12 protein-coding genes and 1 pseudogene are annotated in these 17,180 nt (G+C 59.3%); 5 read left to right on the top strand and 8 right to left on the bottom strand.

Features of this window, described 5'->3' with window-relative positions; translation table 11 throughout:
• Positions 1-42 precede the first annotated feature (42 nt).
• The gene (locus RY831_RS26330; protein WP_326509350.1) at positions 43-1,434 is read right to left on the bottom strand and encodes an iron-containing redox enzyme family protein; all 1,392 of its coding nucleotides are present in this window, start codon (positions 1,432-1,434) and stop codon (positions 43-45) included.
• Between the two features lie 618 nt (positions 1,435-2,052).
• Positions 2,053-2,319, bottom strand: a complete 267-nt coding sequence (locus tag RY831_RS26325; RefSeq protein WP_326509376.1) for a hypothetical protein — start codon at positions 2,317-2,319, stop codon at positions 2,053-2,055.
• Between RY831_RS26325 and RY831_RS26320 the strand changes: the two genes are divergently transcribed.
• Positions 2,258-5,806 (top strand): PAS domain S-box protein, encoded by a 3,549-nt coding sequence (locus RY831_RS26320; RefSeq protein WP_326509373.1) that lies wholly within the window; start codon positions 2,258-2,260, stop codon positions 5,804-5,806. The genes RY831_RS26325 and RY831_RS26320 overlap by 62 nt on opposite strands.
• Before the next feature lie 33 nt (positions 5,807-5,839).
• Here RY831_RS26320 and RY831_RS26315 read toward each other — a convergent pair whose 3' ends face one another.
• Together RY831_RS26315 and RY831_RS26310 are read right to left on the bottom strand one after the other, a co-directional pair.
• Complete coding sequence (locus RY831_RS26315; RefSeq protein WP_326509349.1) at positions 5,840-6,604, bottom strand: SDR family oxidoreductase; 765 nt, start codon at positions 6,602-6,604, stop codon at positions 5,840-5,842.
• 96 nt (positions 6,605-6,700) lie between these two features.
• Positions 6,701-8,098, bottom strand: a pseudogene (locus tag RY831_RS26310) (amidase family protein).
• Between the two features lie 519 nt (positions 8,099-8,617).
• Between RY831_RS26310 and RY831_RS26305 the strand changes: the two are divergent.
• The 3 genes from RY831_RS26305 (at position 8,618) to RY831_RS26295 (ending at position 11,162) form a co-directional block, all read left to right on the top strand.
• Positions 8,618-10,144 carry a M48 family metallopeptidase gene (locus RY831_RS26305; RefSeq protein ID WP_326509348.1) on the top strand — a complete coding sequence of 509 codons (1,527 nt, stop codon included), beginning with the start codon at positions 8,618-8,620 and terminating at the stop codon, positions 10,142-10,144.
• A gap of 215 nt (positions 10,145-10,359) precedes the next feature.
• The gene (locus tag RY831_RS26300; protein ID WP_326509347.1) at positions 10,360-10,806 is read left to right on the top strand and encodes an SRPBCC family protein; all 447 of its coding nucleotides are present in this window, start codon (positions 10,360-10,362) and stop codon (positions 10,804-10,806) included.
• 146 nt (positions 10,807-10,952) lie between these two features.
• On the top strand, positions 10,953-11,162 hold the full coding sequence (locus RY831_RS26295) for a DUF4287 domain-containing protein (protein WP_326509346.1): 210 nt from the start codon (positions 10,953-10,955) through the stop codon (positions 11,160-11,162).
• Positions 11,163-11,181: 19 nt separating this feature from the next.
• Here the strand turns inward: RY831_RS26295 and RY831_RS26290 are convergent, their stop codons facing one another.
• The 4 genes from RY831_RS26290 to RY831_RS26275 all read right to left on the bottom strand — a co-directional run bounded on the left by RY831_RS26290 (position 11,182) and on the right by RY831_RS26275 (position 16,389).
• A complete protein-coding gene (locus RY831_RS26290) occupies positions 11,182-13,608 on the bottom strand; it encodes a sensor domain-containing protein (RefSeq protein WP_326509345.1) in 2,427 nt (808 codons plus the stop codon).
• Positions 13,609-13,955: 347 nt separating this feature from the next.
• Positions 13,956-14,720: an SDR family NAD(P)-dependent oxidoreductase gene (locus RY831_RS26285; RefSeq protein ID WP_326509344.1), complete on the bottom strand. Its 765-nt coding sequence runs from the start codon at positions 14,718-14,720 to the stop codon at positions 13,956-13,958.
• A 390-nt stretch (positions 14,721-15,110) separates the two neighbouring features.
• Complete coding sequence (locus tag RY831_RS33280; protein WP_367576104.1) at positions 15,111-15,350, bottom strand: Atu4866 domain-containing protein; 240 nt, start codon at positions 15,348-15,350, stop codon at positions 15,111-15,113.
• Positions 15,351-15,453: 103 nt separating this feature from the next.
• Positions 15,454-16,389 (bottom strand): AraC family transcriptional regulator, encoded by a 936-nt coding sequence (locus RY831_RS26275; protein WP_326509342.1) that lies wholly within the window; start codon positions 16,387-16,389, stop codon positions 15,454-15,456.
• A 250-nt stretch (positions 16,390-16,639) separates the two neighbouring features.
• Here RY831_RS26275 and RY831_RS26270 point away from each other — a divergent pair, with 250 nt between their 5' ends.
• Positions 16,640-17,101, top strand: coding sequence for a carboxymuconolactone decarboxylase family protein (locus RY831_RS26270; protein WP_326509341.1), 462 nt, complete (start codon positions 16,640-16,642; stop codon positions 17,099-17,101).
• Positions 17,102-17,180: the final 79 nt, after the last annotated feature.

Here is a 17,180-nt window from a genome sequence, read left to right as displayed (position 1 = left end):
CCGCTGGCTTGCGCGCCCCAATACCACCGCGGCGCAAGGGCTTTATGCGTTGAACATCCGGTTGAAGATGCGCGTGGCCATCATGCCGGCCGAAGTGTGATGAACGGCGGGTGACAGCAGCTCCACCAGTCGCGACATGATGATCCTGCGGTCCTTGAGCGCGGCGAGTTCATCTTCGAGCAGGCGCAGATCGGCATTGAAGTCGTCGTGGTCGTTGGCCGCGCGGTGGCGCGCATGCTGGCTTCGAAACACGCCGCGCGACATGTAGGCCGGCCGGCTCCGGACTGTCGATTCCGCGATCGACTCGTCCATTCGCTGCTTCGCCCTGAAGCTCGGCTGGCGCGGCAGCCTGGTTCCTGTCCGAGCCGTTCCGGCGAGCCCGGAATCGTCTGTGATCCAGTCGCGGATAAGCTGCTGTTCATAGCCGGTGAAGACGCCGAACATCTCCGCGCGCTCGCCGCTGATCAGTTTCCAGAAACGGCTTTTCTCCGGGGCTTCGCCCCGCTTTATCCATCCGGCTGTTTCCAGCGCGGCAAGGAAATCAGGCATGCGCTCCGGTTCGGACAGCCAGTCGCTGACCGTGCGGCCACCGACCCGGCAGTAATCCGAATGCACCGCCGATCCAACGATGGCCTTGTCGCGCAAAACCGTAAGCAGCGCCTGCGTGATGTCGAATGAATCAATGGCGTCCAGCGTGCCCATGCCGAGGTCGTTGAGCTTGTAGCCATTGATCACGCGGCGCAGGAATTCAGCGCGATTGCCTGTCTGCGGCAATGCATCGAACACTGCCTGCATGGCTCTTCGCGCATGCCCGGTCGAGGCATTGTCGACGGTGACGTGCAGCGTGAAATAATACGGGTCGATGCCGAGTTCGTTGAGTTCGTAGGCGCTTATCAACAGATGCAGGGGCAGCTGTTCATAACCGAGATTGAAACCGATCACCTCGGGCAGGAAATCGGCCGCGTGATGGGCCAGGCAAAGTTGAATGGCTCCCTGCGTGAAGAAGGCGTCATCCAGCTGCGGCCAGCTTGTGCATCCATGCGTGTCGAGCAGCTTGCGGTACAGGACGACATGATTCTTGTCAGGCAGTCCTTCCCCGAGCTCTTCCAGATAGATGCGGATCAGGTTGGCGAAGCGCGGATCTTCCCAGCGCTGCAATATGCCGTAAAGCCACGACCCGTCGACCAGTTTGGTGGGCGCAACGGCATTCAGGAAGTAGAGGGCGTGCGATTTGTTGCTGAAATAGCGGCGGCCCTGGCCGTCTCGCCGGCCCGCCAGATAGGCGCGGTACTGCTGCGCAGCCTTTTCGGAACTTTTCTCCATCCATTCGGGCAAGGCTTCCATCCGTTGCGGCAGGTCGCCAGGCAAGCCATCGGCCTCCTTCAACTTGCTGTCGAGGAAAGCCCGGCTGCGCTCAAGCAGCGGCTTGCCCATGGGCTGGTCCGCAATCAGTTCAAAATAAAGGCCCTTTGCGCCTGGGGCGGCGAGGTCCGAAATTGATGGGGCTAGGCTTCTTGAAATTTGTGATCGCATGACAGATTGGCGTAACTCTTATTCAACTCGTTATGCCGCTTAATGCATGCTCTGTGCCAGCGACGACGAAAATGTGTTGAGGGAAAGACTGAAGCGCCATGGTGTCTAGGTCAGCAGGAAATAGCCTTCAGGAGGTGCTATCCCGGTATCCTCTTCCCTGGAGTCGACTCTTTACGCCAGCCATCGGTAAAAAGTACACGCGGCTCCTGCCAACCGGGAAGATTCATCGGTGCTCGTCCGAGTGAGCACGGCCTCCGCATACCGGAGAAAATGATGAAAGCGGTATCGGTCCGGCGGACACATGGAAAATCAATTGATGATGTACAAGATATGGTCATGTCCAATACAAAGCTCAGCTCGGAGCAGAAGGCCGAATAGCATTCTCTACATCGAAGCGGAGCCGTATTCCGGATTGAAGGCATTGATTATGCACGTCGCGTGTATTGGCAGGCGTGCTGTTTCGCTTCTTTCTTCATGCGACCATGAACTTCGACTTGTTTATGCAAATCCATTGATTGATTAATTTTTCCGCAAGACCGCACCTGCTTTAAAAGGTCGGATGCTTCCCGGTTCCATTTCATGGCCGGATTTGTTCATTGGCTCAGTTACTTCCAATTCAGAGTAAGCAGCAAGGATCATTTTCATGTTCAAAATCAATAATGCCTCGCCACCATCAAATATCACGGGCCTTGATGCCGGGATCTTCGAGGCCAGTCCAGACTGCGTGAAGCTTCTGGATAGTGAGGGCTGTATTGCAGCAATGAACAGGAATGGTGTTTGCGTCATGGAAATCGACGATATCAGGATGGTGGTCGGCAAACCCTGGAAGCTGTTTTGGCCGGAGTCGAGCCATGCCGAGATCGACAGGGCGATGCAGGCCGCCATGAATGGATCGATGGGCCATTTCAGCGGTTTTTGTCCAACCGCCAAGGGGACGCCAAAATGGTGGGACGTCACTATTACCCCAGTCCATGGCAACGGCGGCCAGCTCGAAAGCCTGCTGGCGATGTCGCGCGATATGACAGCCGAACACCGGGCAATCATGGAGCTGCGCGCAAGCGAAGAGCGGTTTCGTTCACTCGTGAAAGCGACGGCCGCCATTGTGTGGAACGTCCCTGCCTCAGGCCAGTTCGAGACCGGGCAGGAAAGCTGGGCCGCCTTTACCGGACAGACGTTCGAGGAGTACCGGGGCTGGGGATGGCTCGATGCCGTCCATCCGGAAGATCGGGACAAAAGCGCCCGCACGTGGAAACTGGCGAATGAAACCGGAACGCTCTATCAGCATGAGCATCGATTGCGACGCGCGGATGGACAGTACCGTCACATGAGTGTGCGGGCGGTCCCGCTGACCGATTCCACCGGCGCTATCCGTGAATGGGTTGGCCTGCACACCGACATCACCGAACAGGTCCTGGCCTACGCCCAGAGGGAACATCTGATCAAAGAGGTGCAAGCCGTCAACGAACGCATGATCGACGTGTTAATGCAGGCGCCGGCTTTCATCTGCGTGCTGCGTGGCCCGGACCATGTGTTCGAAATGATCAACGAGCGGTATAGCCAGCTGGTCGGGCATAGGCAGCTGGTCGGGCAGTCGGTACGCCAGGCATTGCCGGAAATAGAAGGGCAAGGCTTTTTTGAACAGCTGGACCGTGTTTACCAGACCGGCGAATCGTTCACGGGTACGGACATGGCGGTCCAACTTCGGCGTTCGCCAGGCACGCCCCTGGAGCAGCGATTCATCGATCTCGTCTACATGGCATTGCGGGACGGTGATGGCACGATTACTGGAATACTGGTTCATGGCGTGGACCAGACCGAGCGCAAGCAGGCCGAGATGGCACTCTACAACAGCCGCGAACGCTTGCAGAACATAGTCAGCCAGGCGGCCACGGGCGTTGTGGAAACAGATGCCGCAGGACGGATCACGTTCGTCAATCAAAAGTATTGCGACATGCTCGGATACGAGAAGACCGATCTGATCGGCGAGGATGTCCTTTGCATTACCGCGCCGTCATCCGTGCCGGAGACGGTCGATACGATCAGCAGGCTGGCTGCCGGAGGCGCGGGCATGATCATTGAAAAGCAATACAGCCGCAAGGACGGATCGCTGATGTGGGCAACCAGCAGCGTGAGTGCCTTGCGCGACCAGCAGGGAAGGTTCCAGGGCATTGTCGCGATCGTGGTCGATATTTCAGAAAGCAAGCGAAGCAATGAAGCGCTGCGCAGAAGCGAGGAACGATACCGTACATTGTTCGAATCGATGGACCAGGGTTTCTGCATCATTGAAATGATGTTCGATCCGGACGGGGTGGCAACCGATTATCGGTTCATCGAAATGAACCGGATGTTCGAGAAGCACACCGGCCTCAAGGATGCGGCGAACAAGACGGCGCGCGAACTGGTGCCGAATCTGGATCGGTTCTGGTTCGACACTTATGGACGAGTGGCCGTAACCGGCGAAGCCTGCAGGTTTGAACATGAAGCGAGCGCAATGAACCGCTGGTTCGACGTCTATGCAACGCGCCTCGGCGGCCCGGACAGCAGGAAAGTCGCTCTCCTGTTCAGTGACATCACTCACCGCAAGCAGACCAGCGAGGAATTGAAAAGGTATGCTGCCCGCCAATCCTTTCAGCTTCAGCTGGCGGACCGGCTCCGAGCTTTATCCGATGCAGACGAAATTGCCTCGGCCGCGGGTGAACTGCTCGGAAAATATCTGGGAGCGAAGCGGGTCGTTTACGGCGAGATCGATGAGTCAGGCAAACTGCTGGCCTTGAAGCGAGACTGGAACGACGGCAAGCTGACCCCAATGGGCAACATGCCCCTTGCATTGGACGGTCGTCATCCTTTAATCCCGGATGCGGTGCGCGCAGGCAGGATCATGGCTGCGGAGGACGTCGTCATCGATGAACAGTCCTCTCCTTTTGCGGAGACATATCTGGCTGCGGGAGTCCGTTCCGCGCTGGCGATGCCATTGATGCAAGGCGGACGGTTGAAGGCTGTGCTGCACATCCACGATTCGGACGCGCGCGCCTGGAAACCTGAAGACCTCGCCCTGGCCGGAGACGTCGTCGACAGAATCCGCTCGGCGGTCGAAAGATCCTACGCGGAAGCAGAGCGCCTGCGCGCCGAGGAGGCATTGAGGGAAACCGATCGCCGCAAGGACGAGTTTCTTGCCATGCTTGCACATGAATTGAGAAATCCGCTGGCGCCGATCAGCGCGGCGGCGGAGTTGTTGAAACTGAAAGAGCTGCCACCCGAGCGCGTGCGCCATACGAGCGAAATCATTTCCCGCCAGGTCGACCACATGACCAACCTCGTCAATGATCTGCTGGACGTGTCGAGGGTAACCAGAGGCCTCGTTAAAATGGAAATGACGCCGCTCGACCTGAGGAATATCGTGACAGATGCGGTGGAACAGGTCACTCCGCTGATCCAGTCCCGGCGCCACCATCTGATTACCAATATCTCGCCGGATGTGACCGTCGTCCTGGGCGACAGGGTCCGGATGGTTCAAGTCATCGCCAATCTTGTCAACAATGCGGCCAAGTACACCCCCGAAGGCGGAAACATCCTGATCAAGACCGAGGTGCGCGCGAACCATGTCCTGCTCGAGATCATTGATGACGGCATTGGCATGGAACCGGCGCTGGTGGATCGTGTATTCGATCTGTTCACACAGGCACAAGTCACATCCGACCGCTCGTCGGGCGGACTCGGCTTGGGCCTCGCCCTGGTGAAAAGCCTTGTTGAATTGCATGGAGGGAGCGTATCGTGCGCGAGCCTAGGGCAAGGCAAGGGAAGCCGGTTTTCGATCAGCCTGCCGCGCCTGCTCGAAACGGGCGAGCGGCAACTCCTGCAGCATGCTTCTCAAGGCTTGCACAAGACTGCGCAGCCGCTTCGCATTTTGATAGTGGACGACAATATCGATGCCGCCAACATACTGGCCATGCTGCTTGAAGCCGGCGGTCACGATGTATTCGTGGAACACAGGGCGAAAGATGCGCTGCGACGGGCCAAGCTCGAAAAGCCGGATGTCTGCCTGCTGGACATCGGCTTGCCTGAAATGGATGGCAACGAATTGGCCCGGCATCTTCGCAGCCAGCCGGAGACTGCCGATTCGATGCTGGTCGCAATAACGGGCTATGGACAGGAAGAGGATCGCAAGACTTCCCTTGCCGCCGGATTCGACCACCATTTTGCGAAGCCGGTGGATACCAGGAGGCTGGCCTCCGTACTGGGGAAGGCCGGCGGACAGCGAGTCCCCATTGATTGAAGCGCGCGTATTTTCGGGGACCTCTTGCAGCTATCAGGTGCGCTTGATATCCGATGCCCCGAGGAATATCCGGTTCCAGGTCGGGCTGATCGTGATTTCATTGATGCAGGCATGCGGCGGCATTTCCGCGATGAAGCGGATGGTACGCCCGAGGTCGTCGGGTTGCAGCATCCTGGCGCGGTCTTCGGCAGATGGCGGTATAGGCCGCCTGTCCATGATCGGGGTGGCGACTTCCGCTGGACACACGGCGCAGGCGCGAATGCCGTTGATGCATTCTTCCTGGTTCAGGTGCTCGGTCATGGCCACCACGCCATGCTTGGCGGCGTTGTAGGCCGGCCCGGTCATATAGGTATCGTATTTGCCGGACCAGGAGGAGATATTGATGATCAGGCCCGACTTGCGTTCGCGCATGGACGGCAGCACCGCTGAAATGCAATAGAAGCTGCCGTCGAGATTGATACGGATGACTTCGTTCCAGCCGCTGGCATTCTGATCCTTCCAGAAACGGTTGGGTACGTTGAGACCGGCACTGTTGACGAGGATATCGATGCGGCCATGCCGGGCCAGGATGGATTGGCTCACCTGCTGTACGGCCTCGGCATCGCTGACATCAAGTACCTCGATTTCCGCCTTTCCGCCCTTGGCGACGATGGCCTCGGCCTCAGTCTGAAGCAGTTCGGCGCGACGCCCCGACATGACAACTGTCGCACCTGCTTCGGCCAGGGCCTGGGCGCCGGCCAGGCCGATTCCCGAACCGGCGCCGGTGATCCAGGCAATGCTCCCTTGAAGAACCGTCATGTTGTCTCCTTGAATTCGATCTTGAAATTGGAATGGCGCCAGTCAATCGGGCATGCCAGCCTTTGCCGCGCCGCCCGGCATGGTCCGCGCCGACGATCAGGCCGGCTCGACAGGCGAGGGCGGTACCCCGCCCCGTTCAATTGCTTCGCCGGCAAGCAGGCAAAGGTCTTCCCGGTAACGATCCGCAACGAGCTGGACGCCGACCGGGGCGGTCCCCGCCATTCCGGTTGAAACGGTCAAGGCAGGCAGGCCCAGGAATGGCAGTCCGATCTGCGTCATTTGCGCGGTCCATACGCGAGCATAGGAAGCTTCGCCCTGCAGATCAAGCCCATCCGGGAAAGGCAGTTCGGCCGATACCGGAAGCAGCAGCACCGGGTAGTCGGCCAGGAACAGCCGCCACTGGCGCAAAAGCGCCGCCCTGCGCGTGAAGGCGTGCGAGAACGAGGAAAGGTCGAGCGACTTTGCTCTCGCCTTGTGCCCGGCAAGCGCAGCCAGCGCACCGGGATCGTTCTCCCTGATGGCGGCCGCTTCCATTGCGTCGAAGCCGTCGCCCAGCCACAGGACGATCTGAAGATCGGCCGCTTCCTTCATCGGTGGCGTATTGCCGATCTCGTCGACGCGCCAGCCGTCCTCCCGGAGCCGCTGCGCCGCCTCGACCAGTGCCGACTCGACTTCCGGCTGTATCTGCAGGCCATCCGGCCGCAGGCAGAGCGCTGCCACGCGCGGCGCTTCAGGACCTTGCAGGGGCGCAGGAGTCCACCAGGGATCGCGCGGGTCGGGCGCCGCCATCGCGGCGAGGCCGAGTCGCACATCCTCAATGGTGCGGGCGATGGGGCCGGAGACAGCGGTGAGCTGGGGGCCGATCGCCCGTTCCGGCAGGGACGCGTTGTACGCGGGCACCCGTCCGAGGGTCGGGCGCAACCCGTGCACCCCGCAAGCATACGCGGGATATCTGATCGATCCGGCGATGTCGGTGCCGTGCGCCAGGTGGCCGATTCCCGCCGCAACCGAGGCAGCCGCGCCGCCGGACGAACCTCCCGGCGTCAGTGCCGGATCACGCGGATTCCGGGTGTTGCCATGCAACTGGTTGCTGGTGAACCAGCGGTAGCTGAAGGCGGGCGTATTGGTCCGTCCCAGGATGATCGCGCCTGCCTTGCACAGGTTGTCGACGACCGGGCTGTTCGAATGCGCAATGAGGTCGCGCTGCAGCGCGACGCCATTGGTGGTCGCACGGCCTGCCTGATCCACATTGACCTTCACCGTCACCGGAACGCCGGCGAGCATGCCCGGCGATTATCCGCGGGAAATGGCGGCATCGATGCGGTCGGCCTGTGCCAGGACATCTTCCGGCCGACAATCGACGACGGCATTGATCGAGGGATTGACCGCGGCCAGCCTGTCCAGCGCAGCCTGCGCCGCCTCGCGTGCGGATATTTCCTTCGCCTGGATTTTTGCGGCAAGGTCTGAAGCTGAAAGGCGCCATATGCTGGACAAGTGTTCCTCCGCTCGGTTTATGTGAAAACATTGGAGCGCTTTCGGTTTGATCTGCCTGGNGAAGCTGAAAGGCGCCATATGCTGGACAAGTGTTCCTCCGCTCGGTTTATGTGAAAACATTGGAGCGCTTTCGGTTTGATCTGCCTGGCGATCCCGGCTGCTTTGCCAGCGACACTGCGTTGTGTGGGGACGCCGAGTCCTCCTTGCCATGGCCCGGGGGCGCCGAGCCCCGCCATGTCGCGTCACCACGCCTTGTTTCGCAGGCAAACCACCTCGGCCTCGCCTAGACCGGTCAAACCGAAAGCGCTCTAGCTTCACATCATCAATAATGTAGCCGGATATGTCTATAGCCGCCTTGAACAAAGGCAAAGCGCCGATCCTTCAGGCAGAACCCGCCATGGCTTTGAAGGAAAGCTGGATTGCTTTTTTCAAGCACCGATATGGTTGGCCCGGGTGATTGTGCAGCATTGGAGCATAAGTTATGCTTTCCGGAAAATAACTGTATGGCAGGGAATATCGGTGGACCGCTATGTTTACGAAGGCTTGATAGGGAGGCTGGAGGCGCAGGCCGAACATGGTCCCGCGCTGTTTCGCACGAAAGTCCTGCTGATCAGCGGCGCCGCCTATATCGCACTTTTCGCCACGCTCGCCGCCATCGTCGGTTTTGTGTATGCCGGCTTCAACTGGGCGCGCGAGGCGCAGCGGGCCAGCATGATTACGGTGGCTATCTTCGGGATTACCATGATCCCGGTAATGTTCGTCGTGCTGCGGATGTTCTTCATGCGCCTTGCGCCGCCGGAAGGAAGGCGGATTGTGCGGGAGGAAGCGCCCAGGCTGTTCGAAGTGCTCGACAAGATGCGCAGGAAACTCGATGGCCCGCCGATCCATTACGTGCTCATCGATGACCGGTTCAACGCGGCTGTGTCGCAGCGTCCCCGCTGGGGTTTGTTCGGCGGCCACGCCAATTACCTGATTCTCGGGCTTCCCTACCTGCTCGGCGTGCCTCCGAACGAAATGCTGGCAACCGTCGCGCACGAATATGGCCACCTGTGCGGACATCACGGCAAAATCGGCGCATGGATCTACCGCCAACGGCGCACCTTCGGCGCCTTGCACGAGCAGGTGGACCGCGACCGCGAAACCAGCTGGGCCCATGCACTCCTGGCCGCCGCCCTCGACCGTTTCATGCCTTACTATAATGCGTACACCTTCGTGCTGTCGCGGCAGAACGAATACGAAGCCGACCGTACTGCGACGCAGCTGGTCGGCGCCGACGTCAACGCCTGCGGCCTGATCCGGGATGCGTTGCTGGGCCGCTGGTTCCACGAATCGTTCTGGCCAGCGATCTTCAAGCAAGCCAATACCGTCTCGCGTCCCGCCATGATGCCCTACACCTCGATGCGCACGGCTTTCAGGGCCGGTTATCCGGAATGGGCCAATCCCGAGCGCCTGGCCGAAGCCTGGCGCGAACAGTCCGGATTGCTCGACACGCACCCTGCGCTTCGCGACCGCGTGGAAGCGACAGGGCAAGCCCTGTCGCTTCCGAAACCAATCGAGATCACCGCGGCCGAGGCCCTGATTGGCGCTGGAACCGCGAAGCGCCTGATACAGGAATTCGACACGGCATGGTGGGACAAGGAAAAGAAGGATTGGGAAGCCCACCATCGATATGTCGTGCGATCGACACAGCGGCTGAGCGAGCTGAACGTCCAGCCGCTGCAGGCGCTTGCACTGCATGACCTGCAGGAACTGGCGTTGCTGAAAGCCGAATTCGAAACGCCGAAGGCTGCCAAAACCGTGCTTGAGCATCTCCTGGGGCAGCCCGGCGGACCATTCCCCAAGGCAGCATACAGCTATGGTCACATCCTGATCGAGGAAAAGAACGAGCGGGGCCTGGAGTATCTGTTGACGGCAGCCAGGAACGACAGCAGCCTTGTCGAGAGCGTGGCCGGCGCGGGGTACTCTTACCTGCTCGATAATCGGGGAGAGCAGGCAGCGCAGGCATGGTGGGACAGGCTGATGGATCAGGAACAGTTCGCGAACTGACCGTGCCGCGCGGGGCGGCTTATGCTGAACTTGCCGCATTCGCTTCTTCCCTGCAACAGGCTTAAATGTTTCTTTAGGCGAGGGCGCCGCGGACCTGGAGCGGTCCGGCGGCGAACCCCGTAAAAAATCTGCGCCTGAATGTCGATTTGCGGACCGTTCGTTCGTCGTGTCATCAGAGGGCTTTCCTCTGCCGAACCTAAAAAAGGAAATCGATCATGTCTACCAATAACGTTGAATTTCACCGTGTCCTCAAGTCCACACCCGATCGCGTGTATCGCGCATTCATTACGCCGGCCGCATTTGCAAAATGGCTGCCGCCGCATGGATTCGTCGGCACCGTGCACGAGATGGACAGCCGCACCGGCGGCAGCTATCGCATGTCGTTCACCAATTTCACGACCGGTCACAGCCATTCATTCGGCGGCGAATATCTTGAAATGGAGGCGGGCAAGCGTCTGCGCTACACAGCCCAATTCGATGATCCTAACCTGCCCGGCAAGATGCACACCACCGTGACGCTGCGCGAGGTATTCTGCGGTGTCGAGGTCAACATCAGGCAGGAAGGCATCCCTTCCGCCATCCCGGCCGAAGCCTGCTACCTTGGCTGGCAGGAGTCGCTCGAGCTGCTGGCGAAACTCGTCGAGGCCGAGATCAAGGACTAGGTTTTCATCCTCAAGCAAATGCTGCTCCCGGGCTCGGCCGACTTGCCTGATCGGCAAAGTTGGCGAGCTTGGCAATCCGGAGATCGGGACGGCGGGCGCTTCCGCACAATTGAAACCGTTATCAGAAATCTGAAAAGGAGATTGGCATGCAAGAAAAAGTGAAAGGACCGGCTTCCTACTTCCCTTCCATAGAGAAGACCTACGGCAAACCCATCGCCCACTGGATGGACGTGCTCGGTGCCATGACGGGGAAGAAGCACATGGAGATGGTTGCGATTCTGAAGTCGGAGCACAAGCTGGGCCATGGGCATGCCAATGCGCTGGTCGCCCATCACCTTGCCAAGGGCGGCAGCTAGAGCGTAATTTCGGTCGATGTTAAGGCGTTATGCAGGTGTTCGGCTCAATTGCGGGCGCGTCTCCTGAAAAGCGTTCAAGGAAGCCCGCTACTTCCTGCGCCGGCAGCGGCGGTGCGAAGTAGTATCCCTGCGCTTCGTCGCAACGGCACGCAATAAGGAAGGCGAGGGTATCGGCGGTTTCGACTCCCTCGGCGACCACCGGAATGCCCAAGCGATGCGCCATCTCGATGAACGCCTCGATGACTCGCTTGTTGCCTGTCTTGTCGCGATTCTTCTGGTTCACAAAGGAGCGGTCGAGCTTCAACACATCGATCGGGAACTGTCCAAGGTAGGCCAGGCCCGAGTAGCCGGTGCCGAAGTCGTCGACCGCGAGGGAAACACCAAGGCCTTTGAGTGCCTGGAAGATTCTGGTGGATGCATCGATGTCGTTGACGAGCGCCGTTTCGGTAAGCTCAAGCTCCAGCAGATCGGCACGCAGTCCCGATCTGTCCAATGCATTGCGAACGTCATCGAGCAGTTGTTCGCCGGCGAGCTGCCGCGCGGACAGGTTGACAGAGATGCGGATCGGTTTGCCAGTCGCGTCGATGATGCGCTGGGCCTGGCAGCAAGCCTCGTCCAGGACCCATTTTCCTATCTCGGCGATAAAACCCCGTTCCTCGGCAATCGGAATGAATTCCAGGGGCGCAATCCGCCCCAGCTGTGGATGATTCCAGCGAATGAGCGCCTCGAAGCCGGCGACCTGCAGCGTCGACAGATTGACCCGAGGCTGATAGTGAAGCTCGAATTCCTTTCGCTCAAGGGCGCGGTGCAAGGAATTCTCGATCGTCATCCGCCCCTTCATCTGTTCGCTCATCGCCTGGTTGAAGAAGCGATAGCTGTTGCGCCCGGCCTCTTTTGCCCGATACATCGCAATATCGGCTGCCTGCAGCAATGCCTCTTTCGACTTCGCGTCGTCGGGATACATGCTGATGCCGACGGAGGCGCGGACGAACACTTCATGACCTGCGATCACCATCGGTTCCGATAACGCGGAACTGAGCTTTTCGACCAGCATCCGCGCGGATTCGGCGCCCTGGGGGCAAGGTATGGCAACGACAAACTCATCCCCGCCAAGACGGGCGACAAGGTCGTCCGGGCGCAGATTCTTGCGGAGCCGGCGGGCGACTTCCGCAAGCAATATGTCGCCGGGCGAATGACCGAGCGTGTCATTGACTTCCTTGAACCTGTCCAGGTCGATGAACAGCACCGCGACCTGACTTTCCAGCTGCGAATTCTCCAGCATCCGCTGCAGGCGTTCCTGCATGTGAGCCCGGTTAGCCAGTCCGGTGAGCGAATCATGCGTGGCGAGCTGTTCGAGCCGCTTTTCGGCAAGAATCTGTTCAGTGATGTCGCGCCCCACGCCGCGATATCCCTTGAATTGCCCATCCTCGAAGACAGGCTCTCCGGAAATCGCGGAATGCCGGACTGTCCCCTTGCTCTGAACATAGACGGAGTAGCGGATGTCCCTGAAGACCCTTCTTTCCTCAAGCGCCTTCAGGTATTCGAGCAGCCCGGCTTGCGTGGTGTCGGCAGCCCGGTCAATCCGCGTGCGTCCGATGACTTCCCCGGGCGAGGCGCCAAACAGCCTATACAAGCCATCGGAGACATAGGTAAAGCGGCCCTCGGCGTCCGTCTCCCAGTACCAGTCCGAGGACAGGTTCGCCAGGCTGCGAAACCGCTCTTCGCTGCGTATCAGTGCCTCGCGCTCGCGTCGTTCGGTCCCGATATCACGCGCCACGACCACCGAGCCGAGTTTTTCCTCGGTCAGCGGATCGCGCTGCACCCTTATTTTTGCGCCCAGCCAGACATAATGGCCGGCCTTGTGCCGGATGCGGAATTCAACCAGCTTGCTGTCGATGTCGCGGGAGGCCTGTCTTGCCACTTCGGCACGGACAAGATGCGCATCGTCAGGGTGAATCAGGGAATACGCACTGACGCCGAGCAGTTCGTCGGGCTTGAACCCGAGCAGGACCTGCGATGACGGGGAGACGTAAAGATAGTCGCCCGTATCCGGCGCGTGGTGGCTGATAAGGTCGGTGCTGTGCTCCATGACCAGGCGGAGCGCCAGCTCGCTTTTGGCAAGCTCCAGCACCGTTTCCCGCAGCTCGGTGGATTCGGTAATCGCACCGGCATATCCGAGAAACTCGCCGATTTCGTTAAAGCGCGGAACGGCCGAACTTCTCAGCCAGCGGATGGAGCCGTCCCGCTTGATGACCCGGTATTCGAACTGATAGCGGACTCTTTTTTCCCTGGCTTCCTGGAACCGGGGCCCCAGGCGCACGCGGTCTTCGGGATGAATCGACTCCAGCCAGTCGGTCTGCGCAAACATGCCTTGCTCGGGGAATTTATCGGGTACGTCGGAATGGATGCAGGTGCAGACCCCTTGCAGGTCGGAAGTCCATACCACGGTCGTTGCATGTTCCGCCAAATCGCGTGCAGAGCCATGGTGCTGGCCTGATGCCGCATTCGTTTGCCTGTCATCGTCTCTGCGCACGGTTCGTCGACCTTGTCTGTATTTATTACCGCCCTGCAACATCATACTGATTTCGCCCAAGACTACAAAGAATCTTCCAAAGAATCTTCGGCGGGTGTTGCGGTATTTTGCAACAAACATTGGCAAAATGGCCTTGCTTCCTTGCGTTCCCCCCTGCGATGGTCCTGCTTGAAAGCGACGTTGTTGCCAAAGCGGCATCGCAATAAATGCACCTCCCGGCGAGAAGGCCGGCGTCAGCCACCGGCGCTTCCCGTCCGCCGCTAGCTTCCGATCGCCACGCTCATGCCGCCATCAGCCATGACAACGGCGCCGACAATGAAGCTCGCGCGATCCGAGGCGAGGAAGGCCACGATCTCGGCAATCTCCTCGGGCGCAGCGGCGCGGCCGATCGGCGCCTGCTTGCCATGCTCGGCAAGGAAGCCGCGACCGTCGTCCATGAAATGATTAAGCAGGTTGGTGACGACATCGCCCACACCAATCGCGTTGACTCGGATGCCATGCCCGATGGCTTCCAGTGCCTGGGTACGCGTAAGCTGGGCAAGCGCTCCCTTGGATGCGGTATAGGCGGCAATACCCGGGAAGGCAAAGTACGAAGCATAGGACGCGATATTGACGATCGCCCCCGACTTGCGCTTCATCATTTCCTTCATGGCTTCGCGCGAATGGAGGAAGGCGCCAGTGACATTGGTCTCCATTTGCCAGTTCCAGTCCTCGCGCGTCATTTCGACGACCGGCTTGTAGAGGATGCGTCCGGCATTGTTCACCAGCACGTCGAGCGTGCCGAAGCGACTGACGGCGAGCGCGACAGCAGCTTCGGCGGAACCGTCGGCGGTGATGTCGGCGACGAAGGGCACGAGACCGGGACGCTCGAGGGAGCGGACCGCGGGATCGATATCCTCGGCGATGACACGGGCGCCGCGGGCGTGGAGCGTTTCGGCGATGGCACGGCCGATGCCGCTTGCTGCACCGGTGACGAGGATCACTTTGTCTGCGACTTCGTTAGGGGTCGGTACGGTCTGGTTCATTGCATTTCTCCTTTATCGATAGTGTGTGCCTTGGCCGCAGCATGGGCCGAGGCGGCTTGATGTGACATGTCGCTGTCGACATGGATGTACTATCGACCAAAGAGAGGCTCGCTTCTCGCGCAGGATTGCGCCGACTGTCGCGATATTGCGGGAAGGCCGTTTCGTCTCCTTGGCTTGCGGGAGAAGGGTGGCCTGCAAGCAGGCATGGGCGATGGGCGGTCAGCGTTGTGATTGCCGGAATGGTTTGGCTTAGCAAACATTGCAGCGTGTTAACCCGGTTCGAGAACGTGCGGATTAAACATTTGAGTCAATCGTGCGCACCACCGGTTCGTGCAACACCTGCATGGTGGACGGCGACTGATCGCGTGACCGCGAGTCTACTTGCATAGGCTAGTGCAGGCGACGGAAGACGGTGCCCCGCAAATGCAGACCATCGCATTCAAAATGCCCCGTCGTGGCCAGCCCATCCAAGTCGTCCACAAAGACGATCGAACAGGCTCTTACCCGAAAGTTTCCTCGATATTCAAGCTGCAAGGAGTTTTGTCTTTCATGAAAGCGACCGCTGCGCAACTCGAGGCGGACATCGCCGTCCTCGCTGATCCATATTCCGGTTTCGTCAAAGTCATCCATGGCGTAAAACTCACCATCCGGTCCTGCAACGCGGCATCAACGCAAGCTGAGCGCATCGTTAAAGCCGAAGCAGGCAGTCCACGATCCCGGCGCTGCCGGGATATCAGAAATTAATGTGCCCCGGCCTGGTTTCCGCGGCGCTGACGATCAGGGCGCTCTTCATGAGAGTCGCTTCCTCCGCGGGCGGACGGCCGAAAAAGCGCTTGAACTCGCGGCTGAATTGCGAGGGGCTCTCGTAACCAACCTTGACCGCCGCGGTGGAAGCGGTCACTCCATCCTGGATCATCAACAAGCGCGCCTTGTGCAGGCGCACCGTCTTGAGATATTGAATCGGAGAGGTATGGGTGACCAATTTGAAGTTGGAGTGAAAGGCCGCTACGCTCATCCCCGCCTCGTCTGCCAGCGTATTGATATCCAGGTCTCCCGCATAGTCGGAGTGTATCCTTCGCAGTGCGCGGTTGATCTTTGCGTGATTACTATGGTGGTTCAACGCAGCCCGGATTGCCGGACCTTGTTCGCCGGTCAGAACGCGGTAATAAATCTCGCGAACAATCGAGGGGCCGAGAATCTTTGCTTCCAGCGGAGAGTCGAGGCACAGCAGAAGCCGGGAGACGGCATCGCTCAGGTCGGCGCCGAGCTTGGTCGAGCATATTCCCGCCGGCGGCGCGGACCGCCCGTACTGCTCGGCGTCCAATGAAACCAGGAGGTCGGCTGCAACCGGGAGATTGATGCGGATAGAGATTGCCAGCATCGGCTCTTCAGCGCTTGCGATGGTTTCGCTCTCGAATGGCATGGGAACCGACAGCACCAGAAATTCCTGCGCATTGTAATTGTAGATGCGGTCTCCTATGAAGCCTCGTTTCCCTCCCTGCAGCACAACGACAATGCTGGGCTCGTACAACACGGGTGTGCGGGGCAAGGCGCGATCTGCCCTCATGAACCGTACGCCCTCCAGGGACGTCAGCGTATAGCCCTCGGAGGGTGCAAGCTTCTTGACGAGTTCGATCAATTGTTCTTTGTCGGGAGCCGGATTTTTCATTGCAAGATCCAAGGCAGGTATATGGCGCGTCTAACGGAAAATGCACTTTAATCTTACACACTTCCGATGTCCACCGTGAAAGAGGATTAGGCAAACCAAATCCAGAATCCGGCATTTCCTGCGACGTGCCATCCCTTTTATTCTTGCCGTCATGCGGATGCACATTCTTCTAATGACAGTTGGATGATGGCGGGATGACTTGCCCGCACGGTCTCCCTTTGCAATGGACACTTGAAACCGGAGAGATGAAATGATCAAACGAACCCTCGCAGTCTATACCCTGCTCCTTGCCGCCGTTGCCCCTGCGCTTGCAGCGGAGGATACGAATGCGGAGCGAAACGCCCGCGGCCAGTCTGTCATGAACAAGTTATCGGCGGGCGCCGGCCAACCGGTCCTGAACAAGCTCAAGCAGGACTTCCCCTTTCTCGCCGACGCAATCGTGAATTATTCTCTCGGCGACGTCTGGTCACGTCCCGGGCTCGATGACCGAACCCGGCAGCTGGCGGCGGTCGCGGCTTTTGCTGCGCAAGGTAACCTGACTGTGTTGAAGGTGCACGCAAGGTATGCGCTCAACCTTGGCGTCACGCCCGACGAGCTGAAGGAAATCATCAACTTGACGACTGTCACGGCGGGATTTCCGAGAGCCATCGATGCTGCGAATGCGCTTAATGAAGCGTTCGACGCGCATGACGCATCCATGCGTTCCAAATAAGGCAATGTATTATCGGAAGACCGTGAACGAAAAAGTGGCTGGCCGGGCCGGTACGGCATTGGCCGCAACAGTTCTTCAT

It is taken from the genome of Noviherbaspirillum album (assembly GCF_035916955.1).
Lineage (GTDB): Bacteria > Pseudomonadota > Gammaproteobacteria > Burkholderiales > Burkholderiaceae_D > Noviherbaspirillum > Noviherbaspirillum album.
This window is presented reverse-complemented; position numbering and strand designations above follow the sequence as displayed.